Source organism: Paenibacillus nitricinens, assembly GCF_052056485.1.
Taxonomy (GTDB): domain Bacteria; phylum Bacillota; class Bacilli; order Paenibacillales; family Paenibacillaceae; genus Paenibacillus_AQ; species Paenibacillus_AQ nitricinens.
The window spans coordinates 3,745,761-3,763,104 of sequence record NZ_CP183948.1; the positions used below are offsets into that span (position 1 = coordinate 3,745,761).

Consider the following 17,344-nt stretch of genomic DNA (forward strand, 5'->3'; position numbering starts at 1 on the left):
GTTTATCTTTCAAGCATCCATTATTCATTAGACAGAGGTGTATTCTTCTGCATTTTAATATTGTAGAATCTTAACACAGAGCGTTAAATCATAAGAAAATAATCAAAGGAGAATATCAAATGATACGAAGACTTACGGAGGATGACCGGGAACTTCTAATGGCGTTGCTACAAAAAGAGCCTGCTCTTAATTTGTTCATCCTTGGAGATGTAGAGAATTTCGGGTTTGAACAGGATTTTATGGCATTGTGGGGAGAGATAGATCCATCTGATGGCCTTATAAAAGCCGTTCTATTACGTTTCTATAGAAGCTATCTTCCTTACGCAGATGGGCCGTTTGATGTGGAAGGATTCGCAACAATCATGCGACAAGATAACGATATCCATATGATTTCCGGTGTAACCGAAGTGGTAAAAGCCTTTGACGGAGTAATTAACTTTAAACAAGAAAAGCAATTGTACTTTGCTGAATTAAAGGAAATGAACTCCAAAATTAAACGGTACTCTTCTTCCGCTGAAGACATTAATAGAGCAACCATTCAGGATGTGGAGGCGATTTGTTCGCTTACAGATACAATCGAAGAGTTTGAAAGCAGTCGGGATGGATCGAGGACAAGCCTACGTAAAACATTGTCTACTGGCACTGGCCGCACATATTACATGAAACGTGAAGATCAAGTGATTACAACGGCCTCAACATCAGCGGAAAATTCCATGTCAGCTATGATCGTAGGGGTTGCCACTCATCAAGCATTCAGAGAGCAAGGATTAGCTACAAGCGTAGTTGCACAACTATGCACAGACTTACTCTCTGAAGGGAAAACTTTATGCCTCTTTTATGACAACCCTCATGCCGGGGTCATATACAAACGACTTGGATTCCAAGATATCGGTTCTTGGAGCATCGTGTACATGTAGACAAGCATAAACGCCCTCGGCGTTCTTATTAGGGCGGTAAACGTTATGCGAGAAATATTAGATATAAGGGAGATGTGAAAAACTTATACTTTCTAATATTCTCAAGCTTTAACTTTGCTGCACCACAGCTCACGGATATCGCGAGATTCATCCCAAGTTCGTTCAGCGGCGATATACTGAAATAAAGGCTCTATGTATTGGGCCGCCTTCTCGTAGCCGCCTAGAGAGCGTAGCTGCGCCAGCAGAGGGGGTACTGCGTCGCGTAGCGGGGATTTATCGCCGCCGTAGTAGGCGATATGCAGTTCTTCCCGGTCGAGCGGGCGCAGCGTCAGGTCTTCATAATGGCTCACGATTAGGTGAGCCAGATAGACCGCGCCTTTAGCGATGACCGGGGATACCAGGAAGCTCGGCAAGGTCCGGTACTCAAAGCCGCCATGCGGCTGAATCCGGAAATCGCCGAGCACGCCGTAACGAGGACGACGCGCTCCCGCGCGGACATCCTCAAGCAAAAGCATCGGCAGCGCGAGATAGTTGTCGAGCGCGCGCAAGAGCGGCGCCGTCAGCGTCACGCCGCTGAAGTGCAAATGGCCGCCGAGGGCCCAGCCCGTCAGCGGCATGCCTCCCGCCCGCCAGCGCAGCGAGCGGTCGGCGATAAGCCGGTCCGCCGTAGCCGCGGCGGACATCAGCTGCGCCAGCAGCGCGCGCGGTTCCCCGCGCGGCTGGGGGCGCAGCTCGGCGACCGGGAACGCGCCGCGTGTTCCCGGAGGTCCGGCGTCGCAGCCTGCGACGCCGTCCGTGGGCAGGTACCGCGACGCAGGCACGACGCGGCCTGTGGACTCCCGGAGGATGATAAACTCCGGGTCCATGCCCATGAGCATGCCGCTGCGGCCTGGCTGCTCCAGAGCAAGGCTACGTTCCAGCGCTAATGCTGCGGAACGGTAAGGCTCTGGCAATGATTTGCCGGAACCTTGTAGTAGTGGAGTGACTCCCTCCACGACATACCTCCGGTTCCCCATTGCCCTCAGCACGACCTCACCGCTATCCAGCCCCAAGCTGTACAAAGTCCGGACCGCAATACGCTGAAGTAATTTCATTACTCCTCGCCACTCTCCTGGTACAGCCCCGGCTAGCACATCGGAGGCTGCGCGCATACCCGGACCTGCTCCTAGTGGAGTGATCTGCAGAACACTCAAATTATACACGAGTATGTTATAACACTGTTTATGGGCCTTATGGGAAGACAGAGAATCATATGTAACTTCTAAGCGATTTCTTTCACCAGTGATCTGTTTTCTCCGCAGAGATACTTCTGAGCCCTTCATTTGCAATAGTTCCTGCTTACTAGACGAAGTAAGAGCCGCTTCAATCCCACTCCGTAATAATCTGTACACTCTCTGTGCTGTTGATAATCCCGAATACACCTTAAAGCCCTCATTCATCCTTCTGACCCTCCATCCATCGCAGCCTAAGATTGAAAGCCCTGCATTAGCACTTCTTGCCCATTCATACGAATCAAGTTGTTCATAATCCGCTCTGATTCCATTTTTAATTCTAAAAATAAATAAAAAAAAGGAGGGCATTCGCCCTCTACGCCGCCGCCCTCCCTACATATAATGGACCATAACCCATCAGTACTCAGTTAGCGGCGGCGTATCCTTCCTTACAGCTCATCATCCAGATTGTCAGGGTCCAGATCATCGTAATCGAAGCTATCACCTTCAAAATCATAATCCTTGTCTTCCGGATCATCGCTTTGCTCAGTGACATACACACGGACTTTGGTCTCAGCCACCAACTCCACCTCGAATTCGCGCTCTACGCGAAGCGTCACACTGCCTCCGCCTGGCGATACGCCCGCTTCTACACAGTTGGGTTCCTGCGTTGCCTCCGCAGAGACCTCAACGGTAGAAGTGCGGTGTCTCGTGTCCAGGTACGAAAGCGGAATGAGCTCCACATAGGAGACCGTTTCCTTAGCTACCTCGGTCTGCTTGTTCTTGTCGTACGAGTACCAGATGTTTACATCGTAAGTACCAATTACTTCGATTCCGTTCCCGGCGGCAACCGCTTCGTACTGGTGGTTGATAATCCAAGCCCCCAGAATACTAGTCGGGTGATGTGGCGGAGTCACGGTATGGGTTGCTGTAGAGAACTTACGACCTTTGCCGCAAATTGCCTTCGTAATGATCTCCCTTGTTTGACGTTTATGGCTTAATGACATCTTTAAACCTCCTCCATACAATCATTCACTATCAAGTGTATGCAGGTTCTAGGCATTTGTTGATTGTTAGTCTATAAATAAATTTGAGTAAGCCCTCCAGAGCGTCTTATCAGGAGACTTATAGTTCATTTTATTTCAAAATTTGTACAGATATGAGTAGATTATAAAAATGGTCCAGCCTAATACATATCCGTTCTGAACGTTAAAAAACCTTTATAAAGCCCGTTATTGCGGGATTACGCGCACAATACCAATAGATCTATGTTTGCTCAGGTCAATAAAATCGTCATCAATATTCACGAGGGGACGCAGTGGATCAGTAGCAAGAATCATAATGATTTTTCCTGTCCGTCCATCTGTCAATTCCACTTCATTCCCTATCATTGACTGCATTAACTTATTAATAAAGACTCTACAAATATAAGGGTCAAGCTTGCCAAATACGCTTTCCTCCATCTGCAACAACACTTCATAAAGAGGTGAAGCTTTACGATAGAACCGGTCGGATGTCATCGCATGGAACACATCTGCTACTGCAACAATTTTACTGAAATCAGTGATCCGATTCCCAAGTACGCCGAAGGGATAACCACTGCCGTCCATTCTTTCATGATGCTGCAGGGCGACGAGCGCTTGCAAATGATTGGTTCCAATAGTGTCCCGGATCATTTCGTAACCATAGGTCGTATGCTTTTTCATTAGCTGATACTCTTCAGTGGTCAACGGGCCCGGCCTGGTTAATAATTCATCCGGAATCCTCATTTTTCCGATATCGTGAAGGGTCGCTGCGATCGTTAGCATACTTAAATCCTCAGGCTTTAATTTTAGCCATTTACCTAGCAATGTAGATAAAATACCAACCGCTACATTATGTCTGTATGTATAATCATCCTTGGACTGCAAGGCAGCCAATACGCCGTAGAAGTCATTCTTTTCGCTTACCTGCTGGATAAACGGAATGACTTCATTTCGAACTTCAAGCATAGGAATCCGTTTGTTTTTGTTCTGACGAAGCTGTTCAAAAATATTCTCTATTGCAGCTGTGCAATCATCGATTGCAAGTTGGAAAAATTCCGCGCTATCCAGCTGTACGACGTCATGAGCCTCTAGCGTGATCTTATGTTGATGGATTAATCGTATATGCTCAGCACTTAATAAAGTCAATGCGGGTAAAACAAATACTCCTTTGTCATTAAAAAGATTAGCTATAAGCTGTTTTCCTATAAATGATTCCATAACTTTATCCATACGCCTCACCTGCCAATGCGGAAAATTCGCCTACCGAACTTCCTGCTATTATTTGAACTCACCATAAAATCGTTAATCATATCCTGTGATCAACTTTAGCTCATACATATCTTATCGTGATTTTGACAGAGATAGTTAATACTTCAGTTTATTAAAGCCTAAATTTAAGCCTTATTTCGAATCTTCAGACGTTTCTCCGGCTTGTAACTGACCGGGATTTTATGTCGCTTAGCGATCTTTAAATAAAGTGCCAGTTCCCTGCATAATTGAAGGATAGCTGAGCGCACTTCCAATTCCTCACGTGTCTCTGGCAGATCCATTTCTTCGAATTCTCGTGTCAACTCGTCCAGTAAATGCTCAGTTCGTCCAGTATATTCTTCCGCAAGCACATCCCCGCTAAGCTGGTCAAATAACTCAGCAACCATCTCCCCATGTGGTAAATGGCGATACACTTGAGAGAGCAGCTGCACCATACTTTGAATTGATTCCAGTTGCTCCTTCCGCATGTAGAAATAAACATTCCATGCTTCATCAGGATGAATAACATGATTCTCCATTTCACGGGTAGCGGCCGTTAGTCCCCGCTGTACTGCATTATCTGCGTCAATTAATTCTTTGCCGTCCCAAATATACGCAGGATCTCGAAGCGTTCGGGCCATCTGGGTAAAAATAACCGAAAAATAGCGATCCACTTCTTTACGGATTCCATAAATGACTCCACTAGTCTGAGGCATGTAAATCAAGTTTACCAGCCCTGCTGAACCGAGCCCAATAGCCAGAAGCTCTATTTGCTGCAACAGGACATGAAGCGATAGTTCAGCTTGTCCAAACACGCGAAACACGATAACCGAGCTGGTGACAATCCCTTCTTTGTAGCCAGACTTCACAATCATCGGGAAGCCTACGAGTACATACAGCCCGAGCACCCAGTAATGGAACCCTAGAAGCCAGAATAGGATGCAGCCAAAAAAGAGTCCCACGAGCGAGGCTAAAAAACGAGCCGTTATCGTTCGGAAACTCCTTTTCAAAGTAACTTCTACACCCAAAATTGCCAGCAAGCCTGCACTCTGCGCATTAGGTATACCTACTGCAGATGCAACTAGTACGGATAATAACGTAGCTGCTGCTGTTTTAATCACACGAAATCCCATAGCCTTATCTCTCCTTACAAGCACTAACCCAATAAATAGGTAAAGATATAGACATGTTACAAGATTTTGTGTACAGACACAATATTACATAAGGTTCATCGCCGGGATAACAATCGCTTCTCAAGATATACCACTAATTGATACATTGCCGTAGCCACGGCCGCAATAATCAAAAGACTAGACATTACGAGCGTAAAATTAAACACCTGAAAACCATAAATAATCAGATATCCGAGACCCGATTTAGCGACCAGAAACTCCCCTACAATAACCCCTACCCATGACATCCCTACATTCACCTTTAGGGTGGATACCACCGTTGGGAATGAAGCTGGGAGAATCACTTTAAAGAACACCTGAACTCTGGAAGCTCCGAAAGAGCGAACCACCTTGACCAGATTCGGGTCCACGCTACAAAAACTGTTGTATACAACAAGCGTCGTAATAATTACCGTTATAGATAAAGTAGTAACAACGATAGCAGTGAATCCGGCTCCGAACATGACGATAAAAATCGGCCCCAGCGCCACCTTCGGCATACTGTTAAATACGACCATATACGGATCAAGCACTGCGGATAAAAAAGGAGACCACCAAATAATTACAGCGAGCAGTGTCCCTAGCAGCGTTCCCAGTACAAAGCCTACCGCAGTCTCACCTACCGTCATCCCCAGATGTGGCCACAGGCTTCCACTAACCATATCTCCCCAAATCTGTCGGAAGATTTTTGTGGGATAGCTGAATAATAGCTCATCAATCCATCCCATCCTTGCCCCTGCTTCCCAGAGAACAAAAAACAGAAGTAACAGGCTGCTTCTTACGACCATCACCTGATTACGCCAGCGGTGCTTCTTTTTTTTATAATTTCCGTGCATTTGCTGCAGCCACTGTTCACGGGAAGCTAATAATCCCGATTGCTCCGTATGCCTCATTAGCTTTCCCTCCCTGCAATCTCCATCTCTTTCCATATTTCATGAAAAAGCTCCGAAAAGCCTGGCAGGTCACGCGCAAACAACGGAGGTGCTGACCGAATTTGCTCTGGCACTGAAAATACCTTGCGGATCTTCCCTGGATTTCGTTGTAGAAGAATAACACTGCTACTTACTGCAATAGCCTCTGATAGATCATGCGTGACTAATATTGCAGTCGTGCCCCTGCTGCGTAAGGTCTCAGAGACCAAATCCTCCAGCTGTAATTTGATCTGATAATCAAGCGCTGAGAACGGCTCGTCTAGTAGAAGCAGTCCGGGATTCGTAGCCAAGGTACGTACCAAAGCGACTCTCTGGCGCATCCCACCTGATAACTGAGAAGGATAGGCATGCTCTTTTCCCTCTAAACCCATCTCTCGAAGAAGCTCCAAAGTCCGCTTTTTACTCTCCTCGTCCAAGCTTCCAGTCAGCTCCAGACCTAACATGGCATTGTCCACAATACTCCGCCAAGGAAAAAGATAATCCTGCTGCAGCATATACCCAACTTCTGGTGAGGGACCCGTAATGGGCTGGCCATTTACGAATACATCGCCTTGAGAGGGCTGCAGCAGTCCTGCAATAATCGATAGAAGAGTCGTCTTGCCGCAACCACTTGGTCCCACTAAGCTAACGAACTCTCCTTGCTCGACATTAAGGTTTAGGTCCTCAACGGCCAGTGAAGCTTCTCGGTCGCCAAGATAGGCATGCGTTACTCCCTTTAATTGCACTACTGGAAGCATTGTCAGCCCCTCCTTCAATTTTACACATCTTATTTAGGATCTTCGGTTCTCTCTTATTTTGAAGTGCTGCTCTTTATGCTCTTCTCTGCTTTCTCAGCAAAGCTATTATTCACTATTTTGTCAGCGGGAACGCGTTCTTTAAGCTCACCAGCATTATCAATGACATCGAGCAGATTGTTCCATTCTTCTTGATCAATAATCGGATTAACCGCATAGGTATCCTGTTCCTTATAACGTTTGACTGCAGAAATCACGATATCTTTGTCTGTCTTATCAAAATAAGTCATTATCGCATCCGCAATTTCTTCAGGGCTATGTTCCTTCACCCAAAGCTGTGCACGCTGGATCGCATTTGTGAACTTCTGCACCGTGTCTCCATTTTTACTAATATAGCTGTTCTTAGACATAAACACGGTGTACGGTAAATAGCCGCTCTCCACACCAAACGAAGCCACTACTGACCCTCGGCCCTCACGTTCAAAGATTGAAGCCTGCGGTTCAAACAGCTGCACATAATCGCCTGTACCTGAAGCATAAGCACCCGCAATATTGGCAAAGTCAATATTTTGGATCAAGGTTATATCTTTTGTTGGATCTATTCCTTTTTTAGATAAAGTAAACGCACCTGCCATTTGTGGCATTCCGCCTTTTCTTTGTCCCAGGAAGGTAGAACCCTTCACTTTATCCCAGTTAAACGCTCCGTCTGCCTTGCGTGCAAACAGGAACGTTCCATCCCTCTGAGTCAGCTGTGCAAAATTAATGACCGGATCATCTGAACCCTGTTGATACACATAAATGGAGGTTTCTGAACCTACCAATGCAACATCGATGGCACCTGAGAGGAGTGCAGTCATGGTTTTATCTCCACCGGGAATCGTCTGTAGTTCTACGTCAAGTCCTTCGTCTTTAAAGAAATTTTGAGATAAGGCAACATATTCGGGTGCGTAAAAGACAGAACGGGTGACTTCACCAATCTTCACCTTCACCAACTCTGACTTTCCGCCGCAACCGGCAAGCACTGAAAAGCATAAAGTAATGATCATGAGCGACAATGACAGCTTTTTCCTAATCTTCATTCTTCATTCTCCTTTCTTACCGGGTCCTTCGCCCTTGCTTAAAGCATATGCAGATGCCTACTAAAAGGTTAAAACCTTCAATAACATAGGGAAATCCAAGAATAACCATGATACTAGCGACTTTTATTGAAATAATGGATAAATATCGATTCATTTGCTGTTTTTGTATCTGTGCAAACGTTTTACCTAAGCGGATGCATTCGAGTACTATAGGAAATAAAGCGCTTTCCATTTCTTGTATTAGAAAATTTGCAATAGAAGGAGTTTTTACATATGTATAAAGGTGCTACGTTCAAAACCAAAAAAATTACAATATGCTCTCTGGTGGGCATCAGCCTAACCACATTACTGCTGTCTGGTTGCACTGGTAATTCAATCAACAAAACACCTGTTGCCACGCCCTCCCCTAGAGCAGGCTCCATTCAGAGCACCGCTGCACCCCAAGCTGGAAAAGTTATAAATAAGACGGACGAACAACCTTCCACCGTTTATTATGAATTATTTGTTCGTTCCTTCTATGATTCAGACGGCGATGGCATTGGAGATCTCAAAGGGATCACCCAGAAGCTGGATTACTTAAATGATGGGAATCCTGAAACCACGACTGATTTGGGGATTGGCGGGATTTGGCTCATGCCCATCAACCCATCACCAAGCTATCATGGATATGATGTAACTGATTATCGTGCGATTAATCCTGAATATGGGACGATTGAGGATATGCAGGAGCTTATTACAGAGGCGCATAAACGAGGAATTAAAATAATTATGGACTTGGTTGTGAATCATACCTCCAAAGAACACCCATGGTTCGTAGACTCGGCTAAAAACAGTGACAGCAAATATCGTGATTGGTACGTCTGGGCCGAGGATCAAGGTCGTCCCGCAAATGGAGCCAGCGCTGCTGGCGGTGGCAATGCATGGCATTCTATCCTTGGCAGTCATTATCTGGGCGGATTTTGGGAAGGCATGCCTGATCTGAATTTCGATAATGCAGAAGTTCGTACTGAAATGAAGGACATCGGAAAGTTTTGGCTGGAGCAAGGAGTGGATGGCTTCCGACTAGATGCTGCGAAGCATATCTACGAAGATCTTTTGAGTGACAAAAGTGAGGCTACTACTGCTAAAAATGTATCCTGGTGGCAGGAGTTCCGCAAGGCTATGAATGAAGTAAACCCAGAGGCATACATTGTTGGCGAGGTCTGGGAGAATTCTGCTGTCACTGTCGGAGCTTATTTAGATCAAGCATTTGACTCAAGCTTTAACTTTGGCTTAGCAGAAACACTAGTGAACTCTGTAAAAACTGAAAAAGATAGCGGGACGGCCTTTACGCTGGAACGAACCTATAAATTGTATTCCAAAATATCCGATAACCAATTTACCGATGCTACTTTCTTGACAAATCATGATCAAAACAGAGTTATGAGTCAATTAGACAATAACCCGAATCATGCAAAAATGGCAGCAGCCCTACTGTTAACTTTGCCTGGGAATCCTTTTATCTATTATGGTGAAGAAATTGGAATGCTCGGTGTGAAGCCAGATGAAGGACTTCGAGAGCCTATGAGATGGAGTGCAGCCGATCAAGGAGAGGGGCAGACTACATGGGAGGCCGGACGTAATAATGCGGGTGCGATAAACGTTGATGTTGAGAGCCAGCTGAATGACAGTGGTTCAATGCTAGAAAGATATCGTGAGCTTATTGCGCTAAGAAATGAGATTCCTGCGCTCCGGGATGGCGGAATCCGTGACTATGCTTCTGGCAATCCCGGGGTTATGGCTTACGAACGACTAACAACACAGGATCAGGTGCTCGTCGTTCATAACCTTACTGGAGAAGAACAAACCGTTGTACTGCAACCCAATGTCGAGGGTTTCTCTTACTCCAAGATCTTAAAGACGATTGCTGTCAAATCGATCTTGAATTCAGATCAACTTACCCTCCCTCCTTATTCAACCGCTATTGTGGAGTGAGAAATGAGGAAGAATGTAACACCCACTTTGTTACTGACCCACATAATTGAGCTTTTGTAATCGGGAGGGCTATAAGCCAGTCTTTGGATGGATCACTGCTCATTCGTAACAACCAGCCACTGGAATGATCGCCCAAGAAGCGTGCTTTCTGGAACCTCCATCCACTGTCACTGGATGTGCAAAGTCGTAATTCTCCCTCCGACATGAAGCACTTCATCACCCGTGCCAGCTGGATGGAATGTACATCATCCCCTGTCTCAGCTGCTAAACAATCTGAGAGCATTTGCAGCGTGGATGAACATGAGCTTTTTTTCAGCTCCTCAAACTTTATTTTTGACATTAGTAATGCCGGAATCCCATGATTGTAAAGCTCTTTCATGTTCTCACATTCGAACAGCTGAAGACAAAAGCTCTCCATTTCACTTTCATCCTTTAATTCATAGGGAAGGGTTTCCGGGTTACTATTGCAGATTACTAGTATCCTGTCTTTATGTATTTGCAGACACAGATCCTTCATTTCCTCCTTCTCTTTATATTTCAATCTACAGATCCGTTCTGCGGTTAAACCTGTATGTAACTGATCCAGAACTGCTTGCCCCTTTGCTTCATCTGGAAATAAAAAATGCGTTAAATCGGCCAATCCATTGTCATTCACATCATTGTATCCTTCCTGTATTTCATATATATGTATATTAATCTAACAATCTTTATGTTATCATAAGCTAATTTTAAGGTAAAATTAAGAAACAAAGGGTATTATCATTAACATGAAATACTTTTAGCGAGGTGTCTTCAAAATGAGAATGCTCATCACATTTCAGAACAAACTTGTACCTGTGTATTTCACAACAGAAAATAAACAGCCCACTCAAAAAGTACTTAGATTACTTAACAGTACGTTGGAGCTCAAAATTCAAAAGGGCAAGAATGCCATCCAGAAATGCCTGAATTCATTAATTAGTATCGAAATTAAAGGCTCTGAGGCTATATTGCACAGTTATAGTGAGAATGATTCATTGGCGCTATCCCTCTATTAATAGAGGGGTAGTTTTTTTGTGAAGTTTCTTTTATCCTTTGGCAGACAAAACAGCAAGTCTCAAAAAGAGACTTGCTGTTTTTAAGTTTGCTGCTTTAGTAATGAATGATTACATGAGTTTGGAGCAATTTCAGCTAATTTTATAGTTCTTATTCTCTGCTTTTTCAGCTTTCTGTATCCGAAGTTTAAAGAGTCTCACTAAATTTTGGCGTGTATGCTCTTCGTGACAGCTATCCAATTTCTTAATGATAAACCGATCAATGGACATGTCCATCGCTCCTTTTAATTCATTCAGATCCTTATGGATATAGGGAATATTTTCCTGTTACCTTGTAAGTTTATTAACCGGGATTTCTATTTTTTAAACTCTGTTTCCTTTATAAAATACTCATTTCCCCCAAAAAACAATTACAAAAAAATAATTTACAAACAAAAGAATACATGCTATATTATTTATAGTTAATATTAAATACACACATTCAAGGGAGCAATCATAATGTCTAAAGTTTTATTTATCAAAGCAAACAACCGTCCAGCAGAACAATCCGTAAGTGTTAAGCTTTACAATGAATTCTTGGAGAACTACAAACTCAACAATCCAGAAGATGAAATCACTGAACTTGATCTGTTTGCAGAGCAACTTCCTTACTACGACAATACCCTGATCACTGGTATGTACAAAGCTGCTCAAGGCTACGAACTAACAGCTGAAGAAGCAGCAGGTGCTGCTGTAGTTAATAAATATTTGGAACAGTTTATCGCTGCTGATAAAGTAGTATTCGGTTTCCCACTGTGGAACATGACTGTACCAGCTGTATTGCATACTTATGTCGATTACCTTTGCCAAGCTGGCAAAACCTTCTCTTACACTGCTGAAGGTCCAGTTGGTCTTTTGACAGGTAAAAAAGCAATCGTTCTGAACGCTAGAGGTGGTATTTATTCCGAAGGTCCTGCAGCAAGTGCTGAAATGGCTGTTAACTTCATCGTTGGTAACCTTAACCTCTGGGGTATTAAAGATATTACTCAAGTCATCATCGAAGGTCATAACCAACTTCCTGCACAATCCGCTGAAATCATTGAGAACGGATTACAATTGGCTAAGGAAACTGCTGCATCGTTCTAATACAAGCCTATAAAAGAATTTAATAAAAAGGGTGACCCTGAGTGGTCACCCTTTTTTTTGATTATCTAGCCTATTTAAATACTACCCTTGGCCCCGTCGCTGTCTATAAAGTTCTTCTAATACTCATCAAGTTCTTTACGCCAGCCGTACCCTCTAGTCCTTGTCGAATGAACTTTAGAAGAAGCTGCGGTTTTTCTCTTGAGCTTCACCTCTTTCGTGCTTTGGTACATCAGCTCCCGCTGTGTCTTCCGGTAGTTCAGCAGTCTCTTCTCTTCCAACTCACCGTTTTGAACCGCTTCAAGTACCGCACAGCCCTCCTCACGTTCATGTCTACAGTTACTAAACCGACATCCAGCACCTAAGCTGCTAATATCACTAAACGCCAGATCTAATCCACCTTCATCTTCCCATAGCTGCAGCTCACGCATCCCTGGTGTGTCCACTATGATTCCTCCGTCCGGCATAATAAACAGTTCACGGTGGGTAGTAGTATGGCGTCCACGGCTATCGCCTTCTCTTACATCCTGTGTAAGCTGAAGGTTCTTTCCACATAACCAGTTGACCATCGTTGATTTGCCGCAGCCAGATGAACCCGTTAAAGCTACTGTCTGTCCATTCCCAATGTAAGGCAGCAGTTTCTCACGGCCATTATCTTGCAATGCACTAACCGCATGAACTGGCACACCTGGAGCGGCGCTTTCCATTTCGGCAATTTTACTCTCTGCATCTAGGCAAAGATCCGCTTTGGTCAGTAGAATGACTGGATTGGCTCCGCTGTTCCAAGCCATGATTAAGTATCTCTCCATCCGCCGAACATTAAAGTCATCATTCAAAGCACTGACCAGAAATAAAGTTTCTACATTCGAGGCAACAATCTGCTCCTCTTGTGTGTTACCAGCTACCTTGCGTGAGATAACACTATGCCGAGGCAATATCCCATGTAAAATCGCATGCTCGCCGCCATCCTGCGTGGAAAGAGCCACCCAGTCGCCGATCGCCGGAAAATCACCTGAAGCGACAAACGTATGTCTCAGCTTGCCTGATAGCTCACCCCATGTCTCTCCCAAATCAGTCATTACCCTATACTTACTGCCAAAATCGCCTACAATTCTTCCGGGAACAAGGCGTTTATCCTCCGTCTCCTTCCACTTTTCACCCCATTTTGAACTCCAATTTTCATTCCAACCATATTGCTGTATGTTAGTCATTCGAATCCTCCTAAAGATCTGTTTAAGTTTTTATTTTTATTTACTAAGTACTTCCAGCATTCTCCGAGAACATAAAAAGCCGCCAGGATTTAAGACTCCGGCGGCGGTCACACTTCATGAACTCTTCTAGGACGAAAAGGACAAAAAGTGCACACATAATCAGAAAAATGTCTCATCCTAAAGACAAGGATAAGTTCATTTTCCCGTGCGATATATAGAGAAATAGACAATTAACTACAATTCCTATCGATTCTATATACGCAAAAAAGCCGCCGGACCCAATACGGTTCCCGCGGCTCTAATAAGCGTAATAGAGCTTACCTGCTAAACTGCACGAATAACTTATTCGGCAGCCGCTGTTCCCGGAAGACACGTATCCACAACAGTTGAGTTCATTACATTTAAAACTGTCATAAAACATCGTCTCCTTCCGAAATAAGATGCTGTTATCATAAACGGCGCTGCCGTATAATGTCAACTATAAATTTTGATAAATCACAAAATGGACTTAAGCTCGTTCAACTCGTAGATTATCTTCCAAGGTTGTATGTCCAACTGATCGTCCCAGGCATGTTTTCTTTGCAGCCAAATGCCTTGTAGCCCTGCTTTGCCTGCACCCCAAATATCATTTACAGGGTGATCTCCAATAAACAAAGTCTGATCTGCAGTAACTCCCAATCTGTCTAATGCAAGTTGATAAATCTTAGGATCGGGCTTAGCCATTCCTGCTTCTCCAGAAATAACAATAGCCTTGAAGTAGTCTCGCAGGGCAAGGGTATCAATTTTGGTGTTCTGGATATCTACTTTGCCGTTGGTAACCAGACCAAGTATATAACCTCGCTCCTTGCAGTACTTCAGAACGTCCACCGCATCCTTCATTGTAGCACCATGATTGATATAACTTGCATCATAATACGCACGAATATGTTCAGCCGTAACTGGCGTTTCCCAAGGCAGTACCTCGCTTAGCTCTACGAAGAATCCGTCCTTATCACGGTATCCATCAGCATCTCTGTGAATCATATCCTCAATTACCCTCTGCGCTTCTTCAGCTTCCAAATGTCCTAGGAAGTCCTGAACAAACTGTATACTAAAACTGCGAAAGGTATGATCACGATCCATTAACGTATTATCCAAATCAAATAATATAGCTTGTATCTCTTTCATCAAGCGATTCCCCTTATATGCTGTTGATTTCAGAATTGAATATTCAGAAATCTATTGTACTATGTCTCTAAAGACAATGAAAAGACCATTCTGTAAAAAGGAAAAGCTGTCTCCCCTTCTACCGAACAGTCTATATATGCTTTAAATTAGATTGTTTCATTGCTCAAAATGCTCCGCTCGATGTGTCAGCATCATTTCCTCTTCTGTAATATACAGTGGAAAAGGAGGGGTTTCTTTGAGATAACTTTCTGTCGCTAACAATCGATAATGGACCTCAGGTAACCAGGCATCTTCAACAAGTGGCAGCTGACCTGTATCACTGATATAATTATCGACAGCCGACTGGACCATATCAAGGTAATACGGAACAAGCTTATCTTCTTCCTCGAAAACTTCATATGTCTCGCGTGACATGTAGAAATTCTGTTCTGGAATGCCTCCTAAATATCGTGTTAGTCTGCTCAAATCTATTCTTTTGTCATCAAGGATTAAAGCTGTTCTATTAATGAGCGCAGGCATATCCTCTTCAAACTGTCTGATCGCCTGCTTGACTTGATTTAGGGTAACGGTGAAATGTTCCGATTGGGGTTGTTTTTTTGTGCGTTTGAAAAACATAAGACAAGTCTCCTTTCGAAAAACTATCTTTGTTAACGCTTACAATTATATTATATTCGAATTCCTCCCTCTTAATCAAGATAAACCTAAAAGACACACTTTGTTAATAACTTCATGAACATTATTTGACATCTTCCCAACGAGTCCATACTTCTTGAGGATTAAGCTCATATTTGTCATTCTCTCGATACATAAACTGATGCATTATAAATTCACGCCGAATAGTAGCAAAATCTTCATGAAACTGCTTAATGAACTCATTAATTTCCTTCTCAGAATAAACCACCCCCGGCTCTAGCTTCTCAACCATGTACTGAAGTGCGATCAGTTTCTTTTTATATTGTGCCGGAATTTGCCGAAGCCGCCCATCCTTCGAAAAAAAGTTACGCAGTACAGACTCCTTTAGACTACTTCCAGGTGATTTCTCCTCCATATTCCTCGCTCCTTTCGAAAAAATAAACTGAAGTGAAGACTCAGCACCACTGCTAATGAACTCTGGATTCAACTTGAAATAAACCGTATTTTTATCACGTCGTTCCTTAATTAATGCCGCTTCACGTAATTTCGCAGCATGATGAGTTACTGTTGGTTGCGATAAATTCAATTTCTCAGCCAGCGCTTGTCCGTGCATTTCTCCTTGTGACAGAAGCAACAATAAACGAAGACGCGTTGGGTCAGCCAAAGCTTTATGATAGTTCACTATTTTTTCTAACTGCATTGGAATCACACTCCTTCACCTTCATAAGCTAGATGAACATTAGATATATATCTAATTATATAACAATCAACATTATGCTTGCAATGGTTATTGTGTTTAATCTTATGGTTATGGCAAAATGAATGAATTTAGGGTAGGATTTAAAGAAAAGATAGTAACAATCAGGAGGTAACCCACTGTATGAAAGATGTAATTATTATCGGTGCAGGTCCATGCGGCCTCTCGGCAGCTATCGAATGCCAGCGCCAAGGACTGTCCAGTCTCATTATTGAAAAAAGCTTTATCGTTCACTCCATTTATTTGTATCCAACAAATATGCAATTCTTTAGTACTGCTGAGTTATTAGAAATCGGAGACGTTCCTTTCACCTCGACCAATGATAAACCTTACCGCCACGAAGCTCTTGTCTATTACCGCCGGGCTGCGGAGCAGTTTGGTCTAGATATTGCTGCTTATGAAGAAGCGTTATCCATTGAGCCACTTGAAGATGGAACCTATGCTGTACATACGTCCAATATGCGTGGTGAGCATCACACACGTATCACTGCAAATGTCGTTATCGCTACAGGTTATTTTGATCAACCGAATATGATCGGTATTCCAGGGGAAGAACTCCCTAAAGTTACCCACTATTTCGGTGAAGCCCATCCATATACAGGGATGAAAGTTACTGTCATTGGTGGCAGTAATTCTGCAGTAGATGCAGCACTGGAGCTTATGCGTGTTGGAGCTACAGTCGATATGGTCTATCGTGGTGAGAGCATTTCCTCGAATATTAAGCCTTGGGTTCGGCCAATCTTTGAAGGGATGGTACAAAAGGGCAAGATCACTCTACATCTGGAATCACGTGTTACTGAAATTACGGCTAGTTCGGTTATAGTTACAAGTCATAATGGAGACAAAAAATCCATAGATAATGATTTCGTCCTTGCTTTGACTGGCTTCCGGCCCAGCCGAGTGCTTCTCACTTCTGCCGGCGTTGTTATGGATGACGATATGGATAAGCCAGCTTTTAATCCTTCAACTATGGAAAGTAATGTTCCAGGTCTTTATGTTGCAGGAGTAATCGCTTCAGGCCGTAATGCGAATGAAGTATTTATCGAGACAGGTCGTGGGCATGGTAAACTTATCGCGGATCACATTCTTGCGAAGCGCAGTTCTCACAATAAGGAGTTGAACGATTAA

At 43.7% G+C, this 17,344-nt stretch carries 17 protein-coding genes; 5 read left to right on the forward strand and 12 right to left on the reverse strand.

Going from position 1 to position 17,344, the window contains the following annotated elements; translation table 11 throughout:
• Nucleotides 1–119: 119 nt before the first annotated feature.
• Entirely contained in the window at nt 120–917 is a 798-nt protein-coding gene (locus ACN6KS_RS16560) for a GNAT family N-acetyltransferase (RefSeq protein ID WP_280787654.1), read from the forward strand.
• Nucleotides 918–1,018: 101 nt separating this feature from the next.
• On the opposite strand, the gene ACN6KS_RS16565 is transcribed toward ACN6KS_RS16560, so the two are convergent.
• The 7 genes from ACN6KS_RS16565 to ACN6KS_RS16595 form a co-directional block, all read right to left on the reverse strand.
• Entirely contained in the window at nt 1,019–2,011 is a 993-nt protein-coding gene (locus ACN6KS_RS16565) for a putative amidoligase domain-containing protein (RefSeq protein WP_179283561.1), read from the reverse strand.
• 566 nt (nt 2,012–2,577) lie between these two features.
• A complete protein-coding gene (locus ACN6KS_RS16570; protein ID WP_036687755.1) occupies nt 2,578–3,135 on the reverse strand; it encodes an outer spore coat protein CotE in 558 nt (185 codons plus the stop codon).
• Nucleotides 3,136–3,360: 225 nt separating this feature from the next.
• Nucleotides 3,361–4,383: an HD-GYP domain-containing protein gene (locus ACN6KS_RS16575; RefSeq protein ID WP_440960068.1), complete on the reverse strand. Its 1,023-nt coding sequence runs from the start codon at nt 4,381–4,383 to the stop codon at nt 3,361–3,363.
• Between the two features lie 164 nt (nt 4,384–4,547).
• A complete protein-coding gene (locus ACN6KS_RS16580) occupies nt 4,548–5,534 on the reverse strand; it encodes an aromatic acid exporter family protein (protein ID WP_440960069.1) in 987 nt (328 codons plus the stop codon).
• A gap of 95 nt (nt 5,535–5,629) precedes the next feature.
• On the reverse strand, nt 5,630–6,466 hold the full coding sequence (locus ACN6KS_RS16585) for an ABC transporter permease (protein ID WP_094868903.1): 837 nt from the start codon (nt 6,464–6,466) through the stop codon (nt 5,630–5,632).
• Nucleotides 6,466–7,242 (reverse strand): ABC transporter ATP-binding protein, encoded by a 777-nt coding sequence (locus tag ACN6KS_RS16590; protein WP_440960070.1) that lies wholly within the window; start codon nt 7,240–7,242, stop codon nt 6,466–6,468. The genes ACN6KS_RS16585 and ACN6KS_RS16590 overlap by 1 nt, the downstream gene beginning before the upstream one ends.
• A gap of 53 nt (nt 7,243–7,295) precedes the next feature.
• Complete coding sequence (locus tag ACN6KS_RS16595) at nt 7,296–8,318, reverse strand: ABC transporter substrate-binding protein (protein WP_094868901.1); 1,023 nt, start codon at nt 8,316–8,318, stop codon at nt 7,296–7,298.
• Between the two features lie 273 nt (nt 8,319–8,591).
• Between ACN6KS_RS16595 and ACN6KS_RS16600 the strand changes: the two genes are divergently transcribed.
• Complete coding sequence (locus tag ACN6KS_RS16600; RefSeq protein ID WP_094875174.1) at nt 8,592–10,292, forward strand: alpha-amylase family glycosyl hydrolase; 1,701 nt, start codon at nt 8,592–8,594, stop codon at nt 10,290–10,292.
• On the opposite strand, the gene ACN6KS_RS16605 is transcribed toward ACN6KS_RS16600, so the two are convergent.
• Entirely contained in the window at nt 10,279–10,947 is a 669-nt protein-coding gene (locus tag ACN6KS_RS16605) for a hypothetical protein (RefSeq protein ID WP_094875176.1), read from the reverse strand. The genes ACN6KS_RS16600 and ACN6KS_RS16605 overlap by 14 nt on opposite strands.
• 142 nt (nt 10,948–11,089) lie before the next feature.
• Here ACN6KS_RS16605 and ACN6KS_RS16610 point away from each other — a divergent pair, with 142 nt between their 5' ends.
• Together ACN6KS_RS16610 and ACN6KS_RS16615 are read left to right on the forward strand one after the other, a co-directional pair.
• On the forward strand, nt 11,090–11,329 hold the full coding sequence (locus tag ACN6KS_RS16610; protein WP_042128392.1) for a hypothetical protein: 240 nt from the start codon (nt 11,090–11,092) through the stop codon (nt 11,327–11,329).
• Nucleotides 11,330–11,824: 495 nt separating this feature from the next.
• The gene (locus ACN6KS_RS16615; protein WP_042128394.1) at nt 11,825–12,451 is read left to right on the forward strand and encodes an FMN-dependent NADH-azoreductase; all 627 of its coding nucleotides are present in this window, start codon (nt 11,825–11,827) and stop codon (nt 12,449–12,451) included.
• A gap of 116 nt (nt 12,452–12,567) precedes the next feature.
• Here the strand turns inward: ACN6KS_RS16615 and rsgA are convergent, their stop codons facing one another.
• The 4 genes from rsgA to ACN6KS_RS16635 all read right to left on the reverse strand — a co-directional run bounded on the left by rsgA (nt 12,568) and on the right by ACN6KS_RS16635 (nt 16,159).
• Nucleotides 12,568–13,659, reverse strand: coding sequence for a ribosome small subunit-dependent GTPase A (rsgA, locus tag ACN6KS_RS16620; RefSeq protein ID WP_440960071.1), 1,092 nt, complete (start codon nt 13,657–13,659; stop codon nt 12,568–12,570).
• Between the two features lie 495 nt (nt 13,660–14,154).
• Nucleotides 14,155–14,826 (reverse strand): HAD family hydrolase, encoded by a 672-nt coding sequence (locus ACN6KS_RS16625; RefSeq protein ID WP_440960072.1) that lies wholly within the window; start codon nt 14,824–14,826, stop codon nt 14,155–14,157.
• Nucleotides 14,827–14,982: 156 nt separating this feature from the next.
• Entirely contained in the window at nt 14,983–15,441 is a 459-nt protein-coding gene (locus ACN6KS_RS16630; RefSeq protein WP_094868897.1) for a DUF3939 domain-containing protein, read from the reverse strand.
• A 121-nt stretch (nt 15,442–15,562) separates the two neighbouring features.
• Nucleotides 15,563–16,159 (reverse strand): metalloregulator ArsR/SmtB family transcription factor, encoded by a 597-nt coding sequence (locus tag ACN6KS_RS16635; protein WP_094868896.1) that lies wholly within the window; start codon nt 16,157–16,159, stop codon nt 15,563–15,565.
• Nucleotides 16,160–16,339: 180 nt separating this feature from the next.
• Here ACN6KS_RS16635 and ACN6KS_RS16640 point away from each other — a divergent pair, with 180 nt between their 5' ends.
• The gene (locus tag ACN6KS_RS16640) at nt 16,340–17,344 is read left to right on the forward strand and encodes a YpdA family putative bacillithiol disulfide reductase (protein WP_440960073.1); all 1,005 of its coding nucleotides are present in this window, start codon (nt 16,340–16,342) and stop codon (nt 17,342–17,344) included.